Raw genomic sequence first — 18,006 nt, 5'->3', positions numbered from 1 at the left:
CATGCACGTCGTCTTCCGCGAAAGCCACGGGCTCGAGGAAACCGAGACCCCGACCGATCTGGGCCAGAGCCCGGCGGATCTGGTGGTGCTGTCCTTCTCGGACAGCGACCTTGGTGCTTTCGCGGCAGGCTGGCACCGCGGTGGCGGGCCCGAAGGTCGGATGCCGACCCTACGGTTGGCCAATCTGACGGCGCTGAAACACCCTCTGTCCGTTGACACCTATGTGGAACAGACGCTGGAGGGCGCAAAGGGCATCCTGATCCGTCTGATCGGCGGGGTGCCCTATTGGGCTTATGGGTTGCAGCAGGTTCTGGCGCTGGCACAGACCAAAGGCATTGCTTTGGCCGTCCTGCCCGCCGACGGGCGCGAGGATACGCGGCTGGATGAGTATTCCACCCTGCCCGTCTCGACCCTGCGCCGCTTGGCGCATCTCTGTGACACCGGTGGCGAGGTTGCCGCGCAGGCCGCTTTGGCGCAGATGGCATTGGCAGCCGGTCTTTACGCGGGTCCGGTGATGGGAGCCAAAACGATCCCCGACTGCGGCGCATGGTGCCCGGATCGCGGTGTGATCGCGGCAGAGCATGCGTTCTCCGGCGATGCAAAACGCGTCGTGGTCAGTTTCTACCGCGCCTATCTGACATCCGCCGACACGGCCCCTGTGGCCGCCCTGATCCGCAACCTGCGTGCGCGCGGGTTTCAGGCCGTGGGCCTGTTCGCCCCGTCGCTGAAAGCCCCCGCAGCCGCCGACTGGCTGCGCGACACCATCGTATCGCTGGCCCCGTCCGCGATCATCAACGCCACCTCCTTCTCGGGTAAAGGCGCGTCGGGCACCTCGCCCCTGGACGCCGCCGATGTACCCGTCTTCCAAGTCGCACTGGCCACCTCGCGCCGCAAGGCGTGGGCCGAGGCGGAACGCGGTCTCTCGCCCGCCGACCTCGCCATGCATGTGGTGCTGCCCGAGGTGGACGGGCGGATTTCAGCAGGCATCGCGTCGTTCAAGGAACCCGGCAAGCGCGACCCGCATCTGGAATATTCCCGCTTTGCCCACCGGGTCGAGGAGGAACGGATCGAGGCGATCCTTGACCGTGTGACCGGCTGGCTGAACTTGCAAGACAAACCCAAGGTCGATCAGGTGCCCGCGCTGGTGCTGTCCACCTATCCCGGCAAGGACTGGCAGATGGCCCATGCGGTCGGTCTGGACGCGCTGGCTTCGGCTGAGGCGATGCTGTCCGATCTTCAAACCGAGGGCTATGACACCGCCCCCGCCGAACCGATTTCTGAAACTCTGTTGGACGCGCGGATCGCATGGCCTCTTGCCGACTATCAGGCCGCGCTGGCCGACCTGCCCGAACAGCTGCGCGCCGACCTGAACGCGGTCTGGGGCGCACCCGAGGACGACCCGACTTACACCGACGATGCCATTCACTTCACCGCCCTGCGCCGGGGCAAGGCTCTGGTCGCGCTGCAACCTGAACGCGGCACGCCCGAGCTGCGCGATGACGATTACCACGACCTGTCGCGCACCCCACGCCACAGCTATGTCGCCTTTTACCTGTGGCTGCGCAAAGGATTGGGCGCGGATGCGCTGATCCATATCGGCGCCCATGGCACGCTCGAATGGCTGCCCGGCAAATCCGTTGCCCTGTCCGACACTTGCTGGCCCGAAGCGCTGATCCGCGACCTGCCGGTGATCTACCCGTTCATCGTCAATGACCCCGGCGAGGCCGCGCAGGCCAAACGCCGGATCGGAGCCGTCACACTGGGCCACATACCGCCCGCGCTGAAGGAAAGCGGCACACCCGATCGGATGGTGCGGCTGGAATCGCTGCTGGATGAGTTCTCGAACGCCGATGGTCTGGACCCCAAGCGCCGCGACCGCCTGCAGGAAGACATTCGGGATGAGGCCCAGGCCATCGGGCTGGAAAACGACCTCGGGTTGGATCAGGCCACCTGCACCGCCGAAGCGATCACCCGCATCGACCGCTTTGTCTGTGACATCAAGGAAAGCCAGTTCGGAGACGGTCTGCACATCTTTGGCCGGGTGCCCGACGTGACCGGCAATTTCGACCCCGCGCCCTCGGCCCAGTCTGAGCGCCGCGCGCTGATGGACGCGCTGGCCGGAAAGCGGATTGAGGCCGGACCGTCCGGGTCCCCCTATCGTGGCCGTTCGGACGTGCTGCCGACGGGGCGGAACCTTTATACCACCGATCCACGTTCGGTTCCGACCCGCGCGGCCTATACCCAGGGCGTGAAACTGGCCGAGGAACTGGTGCGGCGGCATCTGCAAGAGGAAGGCGATTATCCCAAAGGGCTAATCGTCGACCTCTGGGGCTCGGCCACCATGCGCACGGCGGGTGAGGAATTTGCCATGGCGCTGCACCTGCTGGGCGTCAAACCTGTCTGGGACAAAGGGTCCGAGCGGGTTTCGGGCATTGAGGTTCTGCCGATCACCGACCTCAGCCGCCCGCGTCTGGACGTGACGCTGCGGGTCTCGGGCCTGTTCCGCGACGTGTTCCCGACGCTTTCGGCGCTGTACGGTCAGGCGATCCGGGCGCTGTCGGCGCGCGATGAGGCCGCCGATTGGAACCCCTATGCCGGTCAGGAACCCGCCGCCCGCGTCTATGGCCCCGCCCCCGGCAGCTATGGCGTGAACATGACGCAACTGTCCGAAATCTATACCGACGACGCACGCGCGCAGGCGGGTGAGGCATGGCTGGACGCCAGCTCCTACGCTCTGGAAGGCGAGCACATCGCACAGGACAAGGACGGCATCACCCAGCGCGTCGCCAATGCCGACAGTTTTGTCCACCTGCAGGATTTGACTGAAACTGACCTGTTGCTGGCCAATGATTACGCCACGCATGAGGCCGGGTTCGCCGCCGCCAAAAAGATCACAGGCGGCACGGCGCAGCTTTATCATCTGGACAATACCAACCCCGACACCCCGCGCGCGCGGACTCTGCCCGAAGAAATCAGCCGCGTGGTCCACGCCCGCGCCGCCAATCCGGGTTGGATCGCCGGGATGCAACGCCACGGGTTCCGGGGCGCAGCCGAGATTGCCGCAACGCTGGATCACATGGCATCCTTCGCGCATCTGTCGGGCACAGTCGCGCCACATCTGTTCGACCTCTACCACGATGCCACGCTGGGCAACGAAGACGTCGACGCCTTTCTGGCCGAGGCCAACCCCAAGGCGCATCAGGCCATGCAGGACCGGTTCCGCGCCTTGCTGGAGGCGGGACTGTGGAACACACGCCGCAACTCGATCCGTGCGGATCTGGAAGGGCTGCGATGAGCGTCCCCATCGTCCAGGGCTGGTGCCCCGGCGCGCACCGACCAATGATGTCGGGTGATGGGCTAGTGGTTCGGGTGCGCCCCCGGCTGGCGCGCTTGGATGCCATGCAAGCCATGGGTCTGTGTGATCTGGCCGAGCGCTTCGGCAATGGCACCATCGACCTGACCAATCGCGCCAACCTGCAGCTGCGGGGCGTGGCCGAGCCGGATCATCAATCCCTGCTGGCCGAGCTTGCCGCGCTGAACCTGCTGGATGCCGAACCGGGGATCGAGGTGCGCCGCAACATACTGGTTTCGCCCCTCTACCAAGCCGGAGACCTGACCGCCCGGCTGGCAAAAGAACTGATCGATCGGTTGGACGAACTGCCCGCCCTGCCCGCCAAGTTTGGCTTTGCCATCGACACCGGGCCTGAGCGCCTGCTGGCGGGTGATTCAGCTGACATTCGGCTGGAAACCGCCCCGGACGGCCTGATCCTGCGCGCCGATGGGGCCGAGACCGGGCGTCTGGTCCAAGAAGCCGAGGCCATCGACCAACTGATCGCCCTGGCCGCTTGGTTCGCCGAAACCTACACGCCCGAGAGCCGTCGCATGGCCCGCGTGGTCTCGGCTTTGCCTCCGGAGTGGCAGGGCACAGCTCCGGGACCGTTGGGCGCGCCGCTGCAACCTGGCCCTTGCGATCACGGAACGCTCTATGGTGCGGCCTTCGGACAATTGCCTGCACGCGCTCTGAAAGACCTGATCGCGCAATGCGGTGCCGAGGCGCTGCGGGTCACCCCGTGGCGGCTGATCCTGTTGGAAGGCGGGGCGGCGATACCCGCCCCAGCCTTTGTCACAGATGGCACCGACCCGCTGATGATCACCGACGCCTGCCCCGGCGCGCCATATTGCCCGCAGGCACAGGTGGAAACCCGCGACATCGCGCGCGCTTTGGCGGCACGCGTACCGGGAAGCCTGCATGTCTCGGGCTGCGCCAAAGGATGCGCGCGCATGGGCCTGGCCGAAGTGACCCTGATCGGCAATGCCGGACGATTTGATCTTGTCAAACAAGGCCGCGCGGGGGATGAGCCCAGCCAGACCGGCCTGACCGAAGAAACACTGATGAATATGGACTTCACCTGATGCCCTATACTTATGAAACCGATGGCGCTGAGATCTATAAAGAGAGCTTTGCTACCATCCGGTCCGAGGCTGATCTGGCCCGGTTCGACGCCGACGAGGAACAGGTCGCTGTCCGCATGATCCACGCCGCTGGTATGGTGGGGCTGGAGGAGTTCGTTCATTTCTCGCCCGGATTTGTGACCGCGGCCCGTACAGCGATGGAAAGTGGCGCACCGATCCTGTGCGATGCGCGCATGGTCAGCGAGGGCGTGACCCGGTTCCGTCTGCCCGCCGACAACGAAGTGATCTGCACTCTACATGACGAACGCGTACGCCCGCTGGCCGCCGAGATGAGCAACACACGCTCGGCGGCCGCGCTGGAGCTTTGGCGCCCGCATCTGGACGGTGCAGTTATCGCCATCGGCAACGCACCCACCGCGCTGTTCCATCTGCTGAACATGCTGGAAGACCACGACTGCCCACGCCCCGCCGCAATCATCGGCTGCCCCGTGGGCTTTGTCGGCGCGGTCGAATCCAAAGACGCCCTGTGGGAGGCACAGCCAGTGCCATCCTGCATCGTCAAGGGCCGTCTGGGCGGCAGCGCCATCACCGTCGCCGCCGTCAACGCCATCGCGAGCCGCGCGGAATGAGCGGCACCATCTATGGCGTGGGCCTTGGCCCCGGTGATCCCGACCTGATGAGTGTGCGGGCCGACCGCCTGCTGCGTAATGCCCGCCACGTGGCGTTTTTCCGCAAGCCCGGCCGCAGCGGACAGGCGCGCAAAATCGTCAATGGGATGATCCCCGAAAATGCCGTTGAATTCCCGATGGAGTACCCGGTCACGACCGAAATCCCTTTGACCGATCCGCGCTACAACGAACTGCTTGCAGCGTTCTACGAAGTCTGTGCCGCGCATCTAAAGGCGCTGTCTGATAAAGGCGAGGATGTGGTGGTTCTGTGCGAGGGAGATCCGTTCTTCTACGGTTCTTTCATGCATCTTTACAACCGCTTGCGCGACGTCTGTGATGTAGAAGTTATACCCGCCATCACTGGCATGTCCGGCGCGTGGACAGCGACAGGCGACCCGATCACATGGGGCGATGACATCCTGACTGTTCTGGCAGGCACGCTGTCCGAAGACGTTCTGGCCCAGCAGATGGCGCAGACCGACGCGCTGGTCGTGATGAAGATCGGACGCAATATCGACAAGGTAAAGCGCGCGCTGAAAACGGCTGGCCTATTTGACCGGGCGTGGATCGTGGAATATGCCCAGATGCCCAATCAGCGCGTCTGCAAGCTGTCTGAAAACTGCGACGGCATCACTCCCTATTTCTCGATCATCATCGTGCATGGACAGGGGCGCAGACCATGAACGGCTGGGTCAAGATCGCCGGTCTTGGACCGGGGGATGAGGCGCTGGTGACGCCCGAGGTGACCGCTGCTTTGGCCGAGGCCACGGACGTGGTCGGCTATATTCCGTACGTGGCACGCGTGGCCGAACGCGAAGGGCTGACGCTGCACGCCAGTGATAACCGGGTTGAGATCGACCGCTCGCAGCACGCGCTGCAGATGGCGGCTGAGGGCAAGCGCGTGGTCGTTGTGTCCTCGGGCGATCCCGGTGTGTTTGCAATGGCGTCGGCAGTGTTTGAGGCGCTGGAGAATGGCCCGTCCGAGTGGCGTAATATCCAGATTGACGTGCTGCCGGGGATTACGGCGATGCTGGCGGCCTCGGCCCGTGCGGGCGCGCCGATGGGGCATGATTTCTGCGCCATCAACCTGAGTGACAACCTCAAGCCGTGGTCCTTGATCGAAAAGCGGCTGCGGCTGGCCGCGCAGGCAGATTTCTCGATGGCGTTTTACAATCCGCGCTCGAAATCCCGCCCTGAAGGCTTTGTAAAGACACTGGAAATCCTGCGTGAGGAATGCGAGCCCGAACGGCTGATCCTGTTCGCCCGCGCCGTATCGCGCGCGGATGAGGCCATTCGAATTTCGACACTGGCCGACGCCACACCCGAGATGGCGGATATGCAGACAGTGGTCATTGTCGGCTCGTCCCGCACCCGCGTGATCGAGCGTGACGGAGCGCCGATCGTCTACACCCCAAGGTTCACTCCGGCCAAGGATCAGGTATGAGCCAGCCAGTCCAGAACCTGAGCGACGCCCGACATCTCGACCCGCTGCGGCAGGGCCGGACGGTCGATCATCAGCACCGGCAGGCCCAGCGCCCGCGCCGCGTCCAGCTTGGCGCGCGCGCCAAGGCCGCCCGCGTTCTTGGACACCACCAACTGGATCTCATGGCGCTGCATCAGCGCCTGATCATCGGCCAAGGTGAACGGCCCGCGCGAGACAACAACCTCGCAGTGCGGCAACGGCAGAGTACCCGGTTCATCGACCAGTCGCAGCAGGTAGCGGTGCTGGGGCTGGGCAGCAAAGTCGTCAAGATGCATCCGGCCCACGGCCAGAAACACCCGCTGCGTCGCACCGGACAGAGCGGCCACCGCGCCGTCGATATCCGGAACATGGTGCCAGCGGTCTCCGTCCTGTTCCGTCCATGCCGGACGGGTCAGCGCAGCCAGAGGCACCCCGGCTTCAAGGCACGCGGCCACCGCATTGGCGCTCATCTGCGCGGCGAAGGGGTGCGTGGCGTCGATCACATGGGTTACACTATGGTCGCGGAGATAGGTGGTCAGGCCATCCACGCCTCCGAACCCGCCCACGCGCACCGGCAGGGGTTGCGGACGCGGGGTGTCGACTCGACCGGCATAGGAATAGATCGTTGGGATGCCCAGCTCGGCCACGGTTTTGGCCAGGGCGTTGGCCTCGGTGGTGCCGCCAAGGATCAGGAGATGTGTCATGCATGAAGCTCCGTGGCTGACCGTTCTGGGCCTGGGTGAGGATGGGCTTGATGGCCTGTCGCCTGCAAGCCGTCAAGTGCTGGAGCGCGCCGAAATCATCATGGGCCCGCCGCGCCATCTGTCGCTGATCCCCGAGAGCCCCGCCCAGCGGGTCGAATGGCCGGTGCCCTTTGCCGATGGCTTACCTCTGCTGACCGGGTTCCGGGGGCGGCAAACCGTGGTGCTGGCTTCGGGCGATCCGTTCTGGTTCGGTGCGGGGTCTGTCATCGCGCGCAATTTCGAGGCCGGGGAATGGACCGCCCTGCCCGGACAGTCGACCTTTTCGCTGGCCGCCGCGCGGCTGGGCTGGCCGCTGGAGGCGACGCTGACTTTCGGCTTGCACGCAGCCCCCCTGACCCGGCTGCGACCGCATCTGTCGCCGGGCCTGCGCGCCATTCTGTTGCTGCGCAACGGGGCTGCGGTGACGGAACTGGCTACCTACCTGGCCGAAACCGGCTTTGCCGACACCCGCCTGCACGTGATGGAGGCGCTCGGCGGCCCCCGTGAACGTTCCCGCAGTGTGTCACTGACCGAAGCACTGCTGGGTGGGTTCGATCACCCGGTCTGTGTTGCGCTAGAGGTCGCGGGTGATGGGCGCGCACTGCCGAAATCCTCTGGCAAGCCGGATGAGATTTTCGAGACCGACGGGCAGATCACCAAACGCCCTATCCGCGCCCTGACCCTGTCTGCGCTGGCTCCGCAACGTGGCGAGCATCTGTGGGATATCGGCGGCGGCACTGGCTCGATCAGTATAGAATGGCTGATGTGTGATCCGACGCTGACGGCCACCACAATTGAACCCCGCGCAGATCGCGCTGAACGTATCCGCCGCAATGCGGACGCACTGGGGCAGGATCGGTTGAGCGTTGTCCACGGCACTGCGCCCGATGCGCTGGACGGATTGGCCCTGCCGGATGTGGTGTTCATAGGCGGTGGCCTAAGCGCCGCGCTGTTGGACTGGCTGCACGCGACCCTGCCCGCAGGCACTCGGCTGGTGGCCAACGCGGTGACGCTGGAAAGCGAAGCGCTGCTGGCGCAGTGGCATGAGAAACGCGGCGGCGATCTGCTGCGGATCGAACTGGCTCAGGCTGCGCCATTGGGACCACGCCGGGGTTGGAAATCCGCATATCCGGTGGTGCAGTGGAGCGTCACGCTATGATCGTCGCGGGCCTTGGCTTTTCGTCCGCCGCGACCGTGGACAGCCTGCGCGCGGCGTATGACGCCGCAGTGGGAGGCCATGAGGTCGACGCATTGGCCACTGTCGCCGAAAAGCGTGGCCACGCTGCCCTGACCGCATTCGCCGCAACCACGGCCCTGCCTCTGCATTTCATCGCGCCCGCTGATCTGGCCGGGCAGCGCACGCTCACCTGCTCGCCCCGCAGCCGCGCCAGTTACGGCACCGGCAGCGTGGCCGAAGCATCCGCCCTTGCCGCCGCCGGTTCTGGCGCGCGGCTGCTTTCACCCCGACAAATATCAGACGACCGGCTGGCCACCTGCGCCATCGCCATCGGAGGACAGACATGACCGTTCATTTCATCGGCGCCGGACCGGGCGCTGCCGACCTGCTGACCCTGCGCGGGCGCGATATCATCGCGTCCTGCCCCGTTTGTTTGTACGCGGGTTCACTGGTGCCCGAGGAAATCCTAGGCCATTGCCCCGAGGGGGCCAGGATCATCAACACCGCGCCGATGGATCTGGATCAGATCATGGCCGAGATTGAGGCCGCGCATAAGGCCGGTCAGGATGTGGCCCGCCTGCATTCGGGCGATCTGTCGGTCTGGTCCGCCATGGGCGAGCAAATCCGCCGCCTAAAAGAGATGGGTATCCCGGTCAGCGTGACCCCCGGCGTGCCGTCCTTTGCCGCGGCAGCCGCGGCCTTGGGCACAGAACTCACACTACCCGGCCTCGCGCAATCGGTGGTACTGACCCGCACGCCGGGCCGCGCATCGTCGATGCCCGAGGGTGAGACGCTTGAGAACTTCGCCCGCACCGGCGCTACACTGGCCATTCACCTGTCGATCGGCAATCTGGACAAGGTTATTGCCGACCTGACCCCGACATATGGTGCCGATTGCCCGGTGGCGGTGGTCTATCGCGCCAGTTGGCCCGATGAGCGCATCATTCGCGCCACATTGGAGACCCTGAAAGACGCGTTGGACGACAGCATCGCCCGCACCGCTCTGATCATGGTCGGCCCCGCGCTGGCGGGCGAAGGGTTCGACGAAAGCTGTCTGTATTCCAAGGATTACGACCGCCGCTATCGCCCGCAAAGCGCCGACAGCCCTTGGTCCAGCTGGAGCCCCGAGGATGAATGAAACGATGACGACCCCTCCGGGCCTTTTGATTTCTGCACCGTCCTCGGGGACGGGCAAAACCACCGTCATGCTGGGCCTGTTGCGGGCGCTGGCAGAGGATGGCCTGACCGTTCAGCCGTTCAAGAGCGGACCGGACTATATCGACCCGGCTTTTCACCGGGCAGCTGCAGGGCGGGCCTCATTCAATTTGGACAGCTGGGCTATGGGTGAGCCGTTGCTGAGCGCCATTTCGGCACAGGCCAAAGGCGCGGATATCGTGGTCGCCGAGGGCTCGATGGGGTTGTTCGACGGCGTCGCCAAACCCGGTGAGCTGGGACATGGCTCCAGCGCCGAGACTGCGCTGCGCATGGGCTGGCCGGTGGTGTTGGTTCTGGATGTGGGCGGTCAGGCGCAATCGGCGGCGGCGACGGCTTTGGGGTTCAGGATGTATAACCCCGACCTACCTTTTGCCGGCGTGATCCTGAACCGCTGCGCCAGCCCTCGGCATGAGCGGTTGACCCTGCTGGGCATGGAGCGCGCGGGCCTACCGGTTCTGGGCGTATTGCCCCGGCGCGGCGACCTGACCCTGCCCGAGCGGCATCTGGGCCTGATCCAGGCCGTCGAGCATCCCGATCTAGAAAGCGCGATTGTAGGCTATGCCGCGTTCCTGCGCGAGCATGTCGATCTTGAGGCGATCAAGCGGGCGGCGTCCTCAGGCCCGAATGGGCCATCGTCCGCCGCGCTGCCGCGGCCCCCGGCGCAACGGATCGCGCTGGCCCGCGATGCCGCGTTTTCGTTTACCTATCCGCATTTGCTGGAAGGCTGGCGCGCGGCAGGGGCCGAGGTGTTACCGTTCTCGCCATTGGCGAATGAAGCCCCTGCGGCGGATGCAGATCTGGTCTGGTTGCCGGGCGGATATCCAGAGCTGCATGCGGGAACTCTGGCCGCTGCATCCGTCTTTCAAGAAGGCCTGCGGAAACATGCGCAGACCAAACCCGTGCATGGGGAATGCGGGGGCTATATGGCGCTGGGACAGGCTCTGATCGACAAAGAGGGTGTCTCGCATCAGATGGCCGGGTTGTTGGGACTGGTGACGTCCTATGAAAAGCGCAAGTTCAATCTGGGCTATCGCCGCGCCGAGTTGTTGGCCCCGATGCCCGGTTTTGCCGTAGGCACGGGCCTGCGGGGGCATGAGTTCCACTATTCTTCGATCATTGAACAACCCGACGCGCCCTTGGCCCGCGTGTTTGACGCCGAAGGGGCCGAAGGGCCGCAGACCGGCTCGGTACGCGGCAACGTCACGGGCACGTTCTTTCACCTGATCGCAGAGGCCTCAGTATGAGTGGGTTTGTCTCGTTCATCGGATCGGGTCCGGGCGATCCGGAATTGCTGACGCTGAAGGCCGTGGACCGGATGCAAAAGGCGGATGCGGTGCTGTTTGATGACCTCAGCAGCGGGCCGATCCTGACCCATGCGCGCGACGATGCCGATCTGGTAGGCGTGGGCAAACGGGCGGGCCGCCCCTCGCCCAAGCAGGACCATGTCAGCCGGTTGCTGGTGGATTACGCCCTGACCGGGCAGCGGGTCGTGCGGTTGAAATCCGGCGATGGCGGTATGTTCGGGCGTCTGGAAGAAGAACTAGTGGCCCTGCGCGCGGCCGGGATCGCGTATGAGATCATCCCCGGCATCCCCTCGGCCGTGGCGGCAGCGGCGGCGGCGGGCATCCCGCTGACCCGCAGGCTGACCGCGCGGCGGGTCCAGTTTGTCACTGGTCATGATGTCAGCGGCAAACTGCCCGAGGACCTGAACCTGCCCGCTTTGGCCGACCCGGATGCGACCACCGTCGTCTTCATGGGCAAGCGGACTTTTCCTCTGCTGGTCGAAACGCTGAACGCCCACGGTCTGCCGCTGGAGACACCAGCACTAATGGCCGAATCCGTCTCGACCCCCGAACAAAAGCTGCATCGCAGTACTGTAGGCGCGCTGTCCGAAAAACTGGCGGACGAGATAGGCACCGCCCCGGCGCTGATCCTTTATGGCCCGCTGGCAGAGTTTGACGATGTTTGACCTGACCTTGATCGGCATCGGCACCGGAAACCCTGACCACGTGACTTTTCAGGGCGCGCAGGCGATCCGCGCGGCGGATCTGATCCTGATCCCCCGCAAGGGCGAGAATAAGGCCGATCTGGCCGGGCTGCGCGAAAAGATCATTGCGCAGGTGACCGACACGCCGCCGCAGATCGCCTATTTCGACATCCCCAAGCGCCGCTCGGAAGACGGGTATCTGCGCGGGGTGGACGAATGGCACGACACAATTGCGCTGCGCTGGCGCGAGGCGATTGCCGCCCATCCCGGTGCACAGCACGTGGCGCTGCTGATCTGGGGCGATCCGTCGCTATACGACAGCTCACTGCGAATCGCGGCGCGGTTGGACCCTCAACCGACGACGCGGGTGATCCCTGGCATCACAGCGCTGCAGGCGTTGACAGCGGCCCACGCGATTCCGATCAACGAACTGGGTGCACCCTACATCGTGACCACGGGGCGGCGGATTCGCGACGAAGGGTGGCCGGACGGTGCATCAAACGTGGCGGTCATGTTGGATGGTGAGTGCTCGTTCCAACATCTTCAGATGGCAGATTATGACATCTGGTGGGGGGCTTACGTGGGCATGACTGAAGAAATCCTGATCAACGGCCCTCTGACCGGTGTTGCACAGTCGATTCTGGACACCCGCGCCGCTGCGCGCGCTGATCATGGGTGGATCATGGATATTTATCTTCTCAAAAAGCGCGTGATCTGACCTAAAACGTCGCAAATGACGATTGCGCTGCAGCAGATGTAACGGCTAAATGAACCTGTCTGGTCCTGTCGGCAATACCGGCAAGCTAAGAGGGAATGTGGTGAGACCGCGCGCGATCGAATCCACAGCCGCCCCCGCGACTGTAAGCGGTGAGCCCTGTTCAACCAGCCACTCCTGAGTTTCAGGGGGAAGGCGAACAGAGGCATCGACCCGCGAGCCAGGAGACCTGCCAGGCACGAATGAAAACACCAACCGTCGGGTGCGACGGTAAAGGAGAACTAAAAATGGCAACTCAAGCAACGACCGCATCGACCTCACGCGTTGGTATCCTTCCGGTTATGTTCGCTGTGGTTCTGGGCCTTGGCGTCGTCACGCTGACCGGCCACGTTCAGGCCGCGGCCCTGCATGACGCAGCCCACGATGTGCGCCACGCGACCGGCTTCCCCTGCCACTAAACCCATGTTTAGCCGTATCCTGACCAGCGCGTTGTTCGCTGGTGCTGCAGCGGGGCTGATTGCCGCCTTGCTGCAGTTGGTCTTTGTGCAACCTGTGTTGCTGCACGCGGAACTGTATGAATCAGGCGAATTGGTCCATTTCGGCGGTGACGTCGTAAGTGCTCACCCCGAGCTGCCGGGAATGTTCTCGGACCTGTTCCGCGATGCGCTGAGCGTCATTTTCACGATGCTTATCTATACCGGTTATGCGCTGATGATGATTGCGCTGATGTCCGTGGCTGAGGGCAACGGCCACAAGATTGACGGGCGCACCGGCGTTTTGTGGGGGCTTGCGGGGTTCATTGCCGTGCACCTCGCACCCGGATTCTCGCTCGCGCCAGAAGTGCCCGGCGTGGCAGCAGCCGATGTCGCTGCGCGTCAGATCTGGTGGTTTGCGACCGTCGCCGCAGCAGGCGTTGCCATGTGGCTGATTGCCTTTGGCGGCACCCTGATTAGCTATGTGATCGCAGCCGCCTTGCTGTTGGCCCCACATCTGATCGGCGCGCCCGAGCCGGACGTGTTCACCGGCCCCGTTCCGACCGAGATCGGAGCGCTGTTTGCCGCACGCGCCTTTGGCATCGGACTGGTAGCCTGGGTTCTGGTCGGGGCATTCGCCGGATACTTCTGGCGACATGAAAGTCAGCGTGCCGAAGCTGCGGCCTGACCAGCACGCCTATAAACACGCCGAGACCAGCTCGGCGTGTTTCTACTACCATCAAGGAACATAAAATGGCACGCTCACTTGCCTTATTTGCAATCGGCATAGTTTTTGGCAGTGGTGCAGGATTTGTGGTTGCGGCTGCAAATGGCGTCACTTTCGACGGCCATGACCATGGCGATCCTGCACATCACAGTTCGTCTCACGCCGAGGCAGCCGCACACGATCATTCGACTGCCATCAACCTGCCTGCTGGTGCTGATGCTCCGGGGGTTGAGATCACCCTGACCCCCGACCCCATGGCGGGCTGGAACCTGCATGTTGTGCCGCAGAACTTTCAGTTCTCGCCACAAAATGCCTCAAAGCCAGATGTCGACGGCGAGGGGCATGCACATGTCTACGTGAATGGTCAGAAACTGGCCCGGCTGTACGGTAACTGGATGCATATCGACCAACTGCCGCAGGGCGAGGTCGAAGTCTCGGTCTCGCTGAACGCAAACAGCCACAGCCCTTTGATGGTCGACAATGTGCCGGTCAGCGCTGCAGTCGTGGTACAGGTAGACTAAAGCGCCGGGATACGCGCCCGCAGACACATCCGGAGCCGCCCGCAAGGCCGGGCGTCTTCGATCCAGCCCTTGGGGCTTTCCAGATAGGTCCGGCAGGTCGCCACGATATCATCGGCGTCCGAAGCGACATCGACCCCTGAAAACACATATGACGCCCCGCCATCGGCCTGCAGCGCAATGGCCACGGGTTCAGAGCATCCACTGAAACAGGCGTGCTGATCGACCGAAACCTGCCCCTCAATCCCCGCTTGGGTCAGGGCGGATTCGACAGCTTTGACCTCAGCCCCGTAATCGCGGGCACCGGCACAGGACGAACATATCAACAGGCGCATCTGATCCAATTCGGACCTCATCGGGTGGCATTTGCCTGTTTCTGGGGGTTTCCGGCCAAAGGCGCAATTGGGAAAACGCACAAGATTGTGAGTGCGCCCTGTCCCGCTTTCTGGCATCACAGTCTCAACCCCGTAACAGGAGGCCCTGATGAAAGCCCTTTGGACTGCGATAGCCCTGATAGCGACCCCTGCTTTGGCAGACGAGCCTCTTTCGGGCTGGGCCAGCTATGCAACCGACAAAAGTTATGAAGCGTTGGTTGCCGACACCAAGGATGCCATCAAGGCCAATGGTCTGATCGTGGTCACGCAGGCAGGCCCGACCAAGGCCGCCGCATCGCGCGGGATCACCATCCCCGGCAATCGGGTTATCGGGGCCTTCAACAACGACTATGCGGTGCGCGTGCTGGAAACCTCGGTGAACGCGATGATCGAGGCGCCGATCCGCTTTTATGTCACCGAGAATGAGGACGGCACCGCCACCCTGTCCTACAAGACTCCCAGTTTTGTCTTCGCGCCCTACGTTTCTGAGGGCGGAGCCTCCCTGCGTGAGATCGCCGAGGAACTGGATGGCAAGTTTCAGGCTGTGGCTGAAGCAGCAGTCAAATAGTCACACTGGCGTGATCCGCCTTGCGTCCGGGGCCTTCCTCCGCAATCTGCTGTGAAACAGTTTTTCGGAGCATGACTTATGCAAGACCTCTCGCCCCGCGCAGCGGACCTTCTGGCCCAACGTTTGTACGAGGCCGGATGTCGCCACGCCTTTGGAATGCCCGGTGGTGAGGTTCTGACCCTTGTCGATGCGCTGGAACAGGCCGGGATCACCTTTCATCTGACCAAGCATGAAAACGCCGCCGGTTTCATGGCCGAGGCCGTGCATCACCGCGATGGCGCGCCTGCCATTCTGGTCGCCACCCTTGGCCCCGGTGCGATGAACGGGATCAACGTGGTCGCCAATGCCTTGCAAGACCGGGTGCCGATGATCGTGCTGACCGGCTGCGTCGATGCGGATGAGGCGCTGACCTATACCCATCAGGTGATGGATCACGCGCAGGTCTATCGCTCGATCACCAAAGGGACGTTTACACTGACCGCCAAAGGCGCAGACATTATTGCCGATAAGGCGGTTACGTTGGCCAATCAGCCGCGCCCCGGTCCCGTGCATATCGACGTGCCGATCTCGGTCGCGGATACCCGCGTGTCGGGGGTGAAACCGCGCCGCCGCGCGAAGATCGCCACTGTATCCCCTGCGGGCGACTGCGTCGAGAAAGCCCGCCGATGGGTGTCGCAGGCCGAACGGCCCATCGCAATTGTCGGGCTGGATATTCTCTATGACGACTCGCGCAACGTGGTGCAGGCATTTCTGGAGCATTTCGACATCCCCTTCGTGACGACATACAAGGCCAAGGGCGTCGTGCCTGAGGATCATCCTCTGTGCCTAGGTGGCGCGGGCCTTTCGCCGCTGGCTGACAAACATCTGGTTCCGCTGATCGAACAGGCTGATCTGGTGCTGTGTCTGGGCTATGACCCGATCGAAATGCGCCCCGGCTGGCGTGAGATCTGGGACCCAGCGGAAAAGCGCGTGATCGACGTCTCGGCTGTGCCCAATGACCACTACATGCATCAGGCGGGGCTGAATTTGGTGGCACATACCGGCGAGACGCTGGAGGCCATCGCCAAAGGCACCCCGTCGCGCAAGACATGGCTGGGTGGCGAACCCGCGCAAGTCAAAGCCGCTTTGGCGCAGGCGTTTCCCACGGATGACGACTGGGGACCCGCGGCGGTTATCGCTGAAACCCGCGTTGCCCTGCCCGCCAACACTCTGGCGACGGCCGACAGCGGCGCGCATCGCATCCTGCTGAGCCAGATGTGGGATTGCTCCGAGGAACGCGGGCTGATCCAATCCTCGGCCCTGTGTACCATGGGCTGTGCCGTGCCGATGGCGATTGGCCTGAAACTGGCCGAACCCGACCGCCCGGTGATCAGTTTCTCGGGCGATGCTGGGTTCCTGATGGTCGCCGGAGAGCTGTCGACCGCTGCCGAGATGGGCGGCAACCCAATCTTTCTGGTCTTTGTCGATGCCAGCCTTGCGCTGATCGAGCTGAAACAGCGCCAGCGCCAGATGGGCAACACAGGCGTAGATTTCGACCGCCACGACTTTGCCGCCATGGGCCGCGCGTTCGGCGGTAACGGCCACACGGTGCGCAACCGCGAAGAACTGCGCGCGGCGCTGGATGCGGCGGTCAAGGCCGACGGCTTTACCGTCATCGCCGCCGAGATCGACCGTGGAGGCTATGATGGCCGGATCTGAGGGGCCGCTGAAGGGCATCAAGGTTCTGGACCTGTCCCGCATTCTGGCAGGACCGACCTGCACGCAATTGCTGGGCGATCTGGGCGCAAACGTGATCAAGATCGAAAACCCAGCAACCGGCGGCGATGATACGCGCCAGTGGGGTCCTCCGTATGTGACTGACGCTGATGGCAATGCATCTGATCTGAGCGCCTACTTCATGTCGGCCAACCGCAACAAGAAATCAGTGGCCATCGACATCACAACAGCCGAGGGTCAGGCGGACATCCGACGTCTCGCCTCGCACGCGGACATTCTGATCGAGAACTTCAAACCCGGCGGGCTGGCGAAATACGGCTTGGATTACAAAACCTTGTCGCAGGAATTTCCCAGCCTCGTTTATTGCTCGATCTCAGGCTACGGACAGGACGGACCAAACGCGTCGAAGCCCGGATATGACCTGATGGCACAGGGTTACGGCGGGATCATGTCTCTGACCGGTGATTCCGAGGGCGCGCCCATGAAAGTGGGCGTTGGCATCGCTGACGTGATGTGCGGCATGTACGCGACCGTCGGCATTCTGGCGGCGCTACGCCACCGGGATCAAACGGGCGAGGGCCAGCAGATCGACCTTGCGCTGGTTGACGCGCAAATTGCATGGCTGATCAATGAGGGCGTAAATTATCTGACTTCGGGCAATGTCCCTCAACGGCGCGGAAACGGGCACCCGAATATCGTGCCCTATGACGTCTATCAGACGGCAGACGGGCACGTGATCCTGGCCGTTGGCAACGACAGCCAGTTCAGACGGTTCTGTGACTTCATCGGACAGCCTGACCTGGCGGACGATCCCCGTTTTGCGACCAACCCATCACGTCTGGAACATCGTGATGCGCTGAATGGAATTCTGCGCCCAGCCGTGCAAAACTATGGCACTGAAACCGTCATAGCCCAGCTTGAGGCGCGCAAGGTCCCCGTTGGCCCGGTGCAGACGTTGGATCAGGTTTTTGCCACCGATCAGGTCGCCGCAAGGCAGATGCAGATCGCCATGCAAGCCGACCCGGCACAGGTGAATCTGATCGGAAATCCACTGAAACTGTCCAAAACGCCTGTAACATATCGCAGTGCCCCACCGACCTTTGGCGCGGACACTCAGGCCGTTCTGAACGCTGAAAACCCGTTCAAAGACTGAAACACATTGCCTAATTCGGCGGCATGTTGCTGAAACATGCCGTTGAATCGGCGGTTTTTTTCACGTTTTGCACACACAGCATTTCACCAATTCGAGA

19 protein-coding genes and 1 riboswitch are annotated in these 18,006 nt (G+C 63.4%); of the genes, 17 read left to right on the top strand and 2 right to left on the bottom strand.

Annotated features, from left to right (window positions below; translation table 11 throughout):
- The first annotated feature begins 1 nt into the window (after position 1).
- From cobN to cobJ, 5 genes are read left to right on the top strand one after another with little or no spacing between them, the layout of a single operon-like run.
- Entirely contained in the window at positions 2-3,295 is a 3,294-nt protein-coding gene (gene cobN / locus ACR3EG_RS07505; RefSeq protein WP_480494601.1) for a cobaltochelatase subunit CobN, read from the top strand.
- The gene (locus tag ACR3EG_RS07500; RefSeq protein ID WP_480494600.1) at positions 3,292-4,413 is read left to right on the top strand and encodes a cobalamin biosynthesis protein CobG; all 1,122 of its coding nucleotides are present in this window, start codon (positions 3,292-3,294) and stop codon (positions 4,411-4,413) included. Before cobN ends, ACR3EG_RS07500 begins: the two co-directional genes overlap by 4 nt.
- A complete protein-coding gene (locus ACR3EG_RS07495) occupies positions 4,413-5,042 on the top strand; it encodes a precorrin-8X methylmutase (RefSeq protein WP_480494598.1) in 630 nt (209 codons plus the stop codon). Before ACR3EG_RS07500 ends, ACR3EG_RS07495 begins: the two co-directional genes overlap by 1 nt.
- Positions 5,039-5,764: a precorrin-2 C(20)-methyltransferase gene (locus ACR3EG_RS07490; protein WP_480494596.1), complete on the top strand. Its 726-nt coding sequence runs from the start codon at positions 5,039-5,041 to the stop codon at positions 5,762-5,764. Before ACR3EG_RS07495 ends, ACR3EG_RS07490 begins: the two co-directional genes overlap by 4 nt.
- Positions 5,761-6,525: a precorrin-3B C(17)-methyltransferase gene (gene cobJ, locus ACR3EG_RS07485; RefSeq protein WP_480494594.1), complete on the top strand. Its 765-nt coding sequence runs from the start codon at positions 5,761-5,763 to the stop codon at positions 6,523-6,525. Before ACR3EG_RS07490 ends, cobJ begins: the two co-directional genes overlap by 4 nt.
- Here cobJ and ACR3EG_RS07480 read toward each other — a convergent pair.
- Positions 6,516-7,247: a cobalt-precorrin-6A reductase gene (locus ACR3EG_RS07480; RefSeq protein WP_480494593.1), complete on the bottom strand. Its 732-nt coding sequence runs from the start codon at positions 7,245-7,247 to the stop codon at positions 6,516-6,518. The genes cobJ and ACR3EG_RS07480 overlap by 10 nt on opposite strands.
- Between ACR3EG_RS07480 and cbiE the strand changes: the two genes are divergently transcribed.
- The 9 genes from cbiE (at position 7,246) to ACR3EG_RS07435 (ending at position 14,101) form a co-directional block, all read left to right on the top strand.
- Positions 7,246-8,445: a precorrin-6y C5,15-methyltransferase (decarboxylating) subunit CbiE gene (gene cbiE / locus ACR3EG_RS07475; protein WP_480494592.1), complete on the top strand. Its 1,200-nt coding sequence runs from the start codon at positions 7,246-7,248 to the stop codon at positions 8,443-8,445. The two genes, ACR3EG_RS07480 and cbiE, sit on opposite strands and share 2 nt — an antisense overlap.
- On the top strand, positions 8,442-8,810 hold the full coding sequence (locus ACR3EG_RS07470; RefSeq protein WP_480494591.1) for a cobalamin biosynthesis protein: 369 nt from the start codon (positions 8,442-8,444) through the stop codon (positions 8,808-8,810). Before cbiE ends, ACR3EG_RS07470 begins: the two co-directional genes overlap by 4 nt.
- Positions 8,807-9,601 carry a precorrin-4 C(11)-methyltransferase gene (gene cobM, locus ACR3EG_RS07465; RefSeq protein WP_480494589.1) on the top strand — a complete coding sequence of 265 codons (795 nt, stop codon included), beginning with the start codon at positions 8,807-8,809 and terminating at the stop codon, positions 9,599-9,601. Before ACR3EG_RS07470 ends, cobM begins: the two co-directional genes overlap by 4 nt.
- A complete protein-coding gene (locus ACR3EG_RS07460) occupies positions 9,594-10,922 on the top strand; it encodes a cobyrinic acid a,c-diamide synthase CobB (protein ID WP_480494587.1) in 1,329 nt (442 codons plus the stop codon). The genes cobM and ACR3EG_RS07460 overlap by 8 nt, the downstream gene beginning before the upstream one ends.
- The gene (cobA, locus tag ACR3EG_RS07455) at positions 10,919-11,647 is read left to right on the top strand and encodes a uroporphyrinogen-III C-methyltransferase (RefSeq protein WP_480494585.1); all 729 of its coding nucleotides are present in this window, start codon (positions 10,919-10,921) and stop codon (positions 11,645-11,647) included. The genes ACR3EG_RS07460 and cobA overlap by 4 nt, the downstream gene beginning before the upstream one ends.
- Positions 11,640-12,383, top strand: a complete 744-nt coding sequence (cobF, locus tag ACR3EG_RS07450; protein WP_480494583.1) for a precorrin-6A synthase (deacetylating) — start codon at positions 11,640-11,642, stop codon at positions 12,381-12,383. The genes cobA and cobF overlap by 8 nt, the downstream gene beginning before the upstream one ends.
- Before the next feature lie 43 nt (positions 12,384-12,426).
- Positions 12,427-12,631, top strand: a riboswitch (cobalamin riboswitch).
- A 36-nt stretch (positions 12,632-12,667) separates the two neighbouring features.
- Complete coding sequence (locus tag ACR3EG_RS07445) at positions 12,668-12,838, top strand: CbtB domain-containing protein (RefSeq protein ID WP_480494581.1); 171 nt, start codon at positions 12,668-12,670, stop codon at positions 12,836-12,838.
- 4 nt (positions 12,839-12,842) lie between these two features.
- Positions 12,843-13,541: a CbtA family protein gene (locus ACR3EG_RS07440; protein WP_353390461.1), complete on the top strand. Its 699-nt coding sequence runs from the start codon at positions 12,843-12,845 to the stop codon at positions 13,539-13,541.
- 65 nt (positions 13,542-13,606) lie between these two features.
- Positions 13,607-14,101, top strand: coding sequence for a hypothetical protein (locus ACR3EG_RS07435; protein WP_480494579.1), 495 nt, complete (start codon positions 13,607-13,609; stop codon positions 14,099-14,101).
- Here the strand turns inward: ACR3EG_RS07435 and ACR3EG_RS07430 are convergent.
- A complete protein-coding gene (locus ACR3EG_RS07430; protein ID WP_480494577.1) occupies positions 14,098-14,454 on the bottom strand; it encodes a DUF1636 family protein in 357 nt (118 codons plus the stop codon). The genes ACR3EG_RS07435 and ACR3EG_RS07430 overlap by 4 nt on opposite strands.
- Positions 14,455-14,581: 127 nt before the next feature.
- Between ACR3EG_RS07430 and ACR3EG_RS07425 the strand changes: the two genes are divergently transcribed.
- From ACR3EG_RS07425 to ACR3EG_RS07415, 3 genes are all read left to right on the top strand, one after another.
- Positions 14,582-15,040 (top strand): DUF302 domain-containing protein, encoded by a 459-nt coding sequence (locus ACR3EG_RS07425; RefSeq protein ID WP_480494576.1) that lies wholly within the window; start codon positions 14,582-14,584, stop codon positions 15,038-15,040.
- A gap of 78 nt (positions 15,041-15,118) precedes the next feature.
- Positions 15,119-16,738 carry a thiamine pyrophosphate-binding protein gene (locus ACR3EG_RS07420; protein ID WP_480494574.1) on the top strand — a complete coding sequence of 540 codons (1,620 nt, stop codon included), beginning with the start codon at positions 15,119-15,121 and terminating at the stop codon, positions 16,736-16,738.
- Positions 16,725-17,909, top strand: coding sequence for a CaiB/BaiF CoA transferase family protein (locus ACR3EG_RS07415; protein WP_480494572.1), 1,185 nt, complete (start codon positions 16,725-16,727; stop codon positions 17,907-17,909). The genes ACR3EG_RS07420 and ACR3EG_RS07415 overlap by 14 nt, the downstream gene beginning before the upstream one ends.
- The last annotated feature ends 97 nt before the right edge of the window (positions 17,910-18,006 follow it).

The organism is Ruegeria sp. AM7, from assembly GCF_056535965.1.
This window is presented reverse-complemented; position numbering and strand designations above follow the sequence as displayed.

Excerpts from the sequence above, each read along its gene's own strand:
- cobN (WP_480494601.1), top strand. The coding sequence starts at position 2 with ATGCACGTCGTCTTCCGCGAAAGCCACGGGCTCGAGGAAACCGAGACC.
- cobA (WP_480494585.1), top strand. The coding sequence starts at position 10,919 with ATGAGTGGGTTTGTCTCGTTCATCGGATCGGGTCCGGGCGATCCGGAA.
- ACR3EG_RS07470 (WP_480494591.1), top strand. The coding sequence starts at position 8,442 with ATGATCGTCGCGGGCCTTGGCTTTTCGTCCGCCGCGACCGTGGACAGC.
- ACR3EG_RS07495 (WP_480494598.1), top strand. The coding sequence starts at position 4,413 with ATGCCCTATACTTATGAAACCGATGGCGCTGAGATCTATAAAGAGAGC.
- cobF (WP_480494583.1), top strand. The coding sequence starts at position 11,640 with ATGTTTGACCTGACCTTGATCGGCATCGGCACCGGAAACCCTGACCAC.
- ACR3EG_RS07460 (WP_480494587.1), top strand. The coding sequence starts at position 9,594 with ATGAATGAAACGATGACGACCCCTCCGGGCCTTTTGATTTCTGCACCG.
- ACR3EG_RS07445 (WP_480494581.1), top strand. The coding sequence starts at position 12,668 with ATGGCAACTCAAGCAACGACCGCATCGACCTCACGCGTTGGTATCCTT.
- cobM (WP_480494589.1), top strand. The coding sequence starts at position 8,807 with ATGACCGTTCATTTCATCGGCGCCGGACCGGGCGCTGCCGACCTGCTG.
- ACR3EG_RS07420 (WP_480494574.1), top strand. The coding sequence starts at position 15,119 with ATGCAAGACCTCTCGCCCCGCGCAGCGGACCTTCTGGCCCAACGTTTG.
- ACR3EG_RS07500 (WP_480494600.1), top strand. The coding sequence starts at position 3,292 with ATGAGCGTCCCCATCGTCCAGGGCTGGTGCCCCGGCGCGCACCGACCA.
- ACR3EG_RS07430 (WP_480494577.1), bottom strand. The coding sequence starts at position 14,454 with ATGAGGTCCGAATTGGATCAGATGCGCCTGTTGATATGTTCGTCCTGT.
- ACR3EG_RS07435 (WP_480494579.1), top strand. The coding sequence starts at position 13,607 with ATGGCACGCTCACTTGCCTTATTTGCAATCGGCATAGTTTTTGGCAGT.
- cobJ (WP_480494594.1), top strand. The coding sequence starts at position 5,761 with ATGAACGGCTGGGTCAAGATCGCCGGTCTTGGACCGGGGGATGAGGCG.
- ACR3EG_RS07425 (WP_480494576.1), top strand. The coding sequence starts at position 14,582 with ATGAAAGCCCTTTGGACTGCGATAGCCCTGATAGCGACCCCTGCTTTG.
- ACR3EG_RS07440 (WP_353390461.1), top strand. The coding sequence starts at position 12,843 with ATGTTTAGCCGTATCCTGACCAGCGCGTTGTTCGCTGGTGCTGCAGCG.
- ACR3EG_RS07490 (WP_480494596.1), top strand. The coding sequence starts at position 5,039 with ATGAGCGGCACCATCTATGGCGTGGGCCTTGGCCCCGGTGATCCCGAC.
- ACR3EG_RS07415 (WP_480494572.1), top strand. The coding sequence starts at position 16,725 with ATGGCCGGATCTGAGGGGCCGCTGAAGGGCATCAAGGTTCTGGACCTG.
- cbiE (WP_480494592.1), top strand. The coding sequence starts at position 7,246 with ATGCATGAAGCTCCGTGGCTGACCGTTCTGGGCCTGGGTGAGGATGGG.
- ACR3EG_RS07480 (WP_480494593.1), bottom strand. The coding sequence starts at position 7,247 with ATGACACATCTCCTGATCCTTGGCGGCACCACCGAGGCCAACGCCCTG.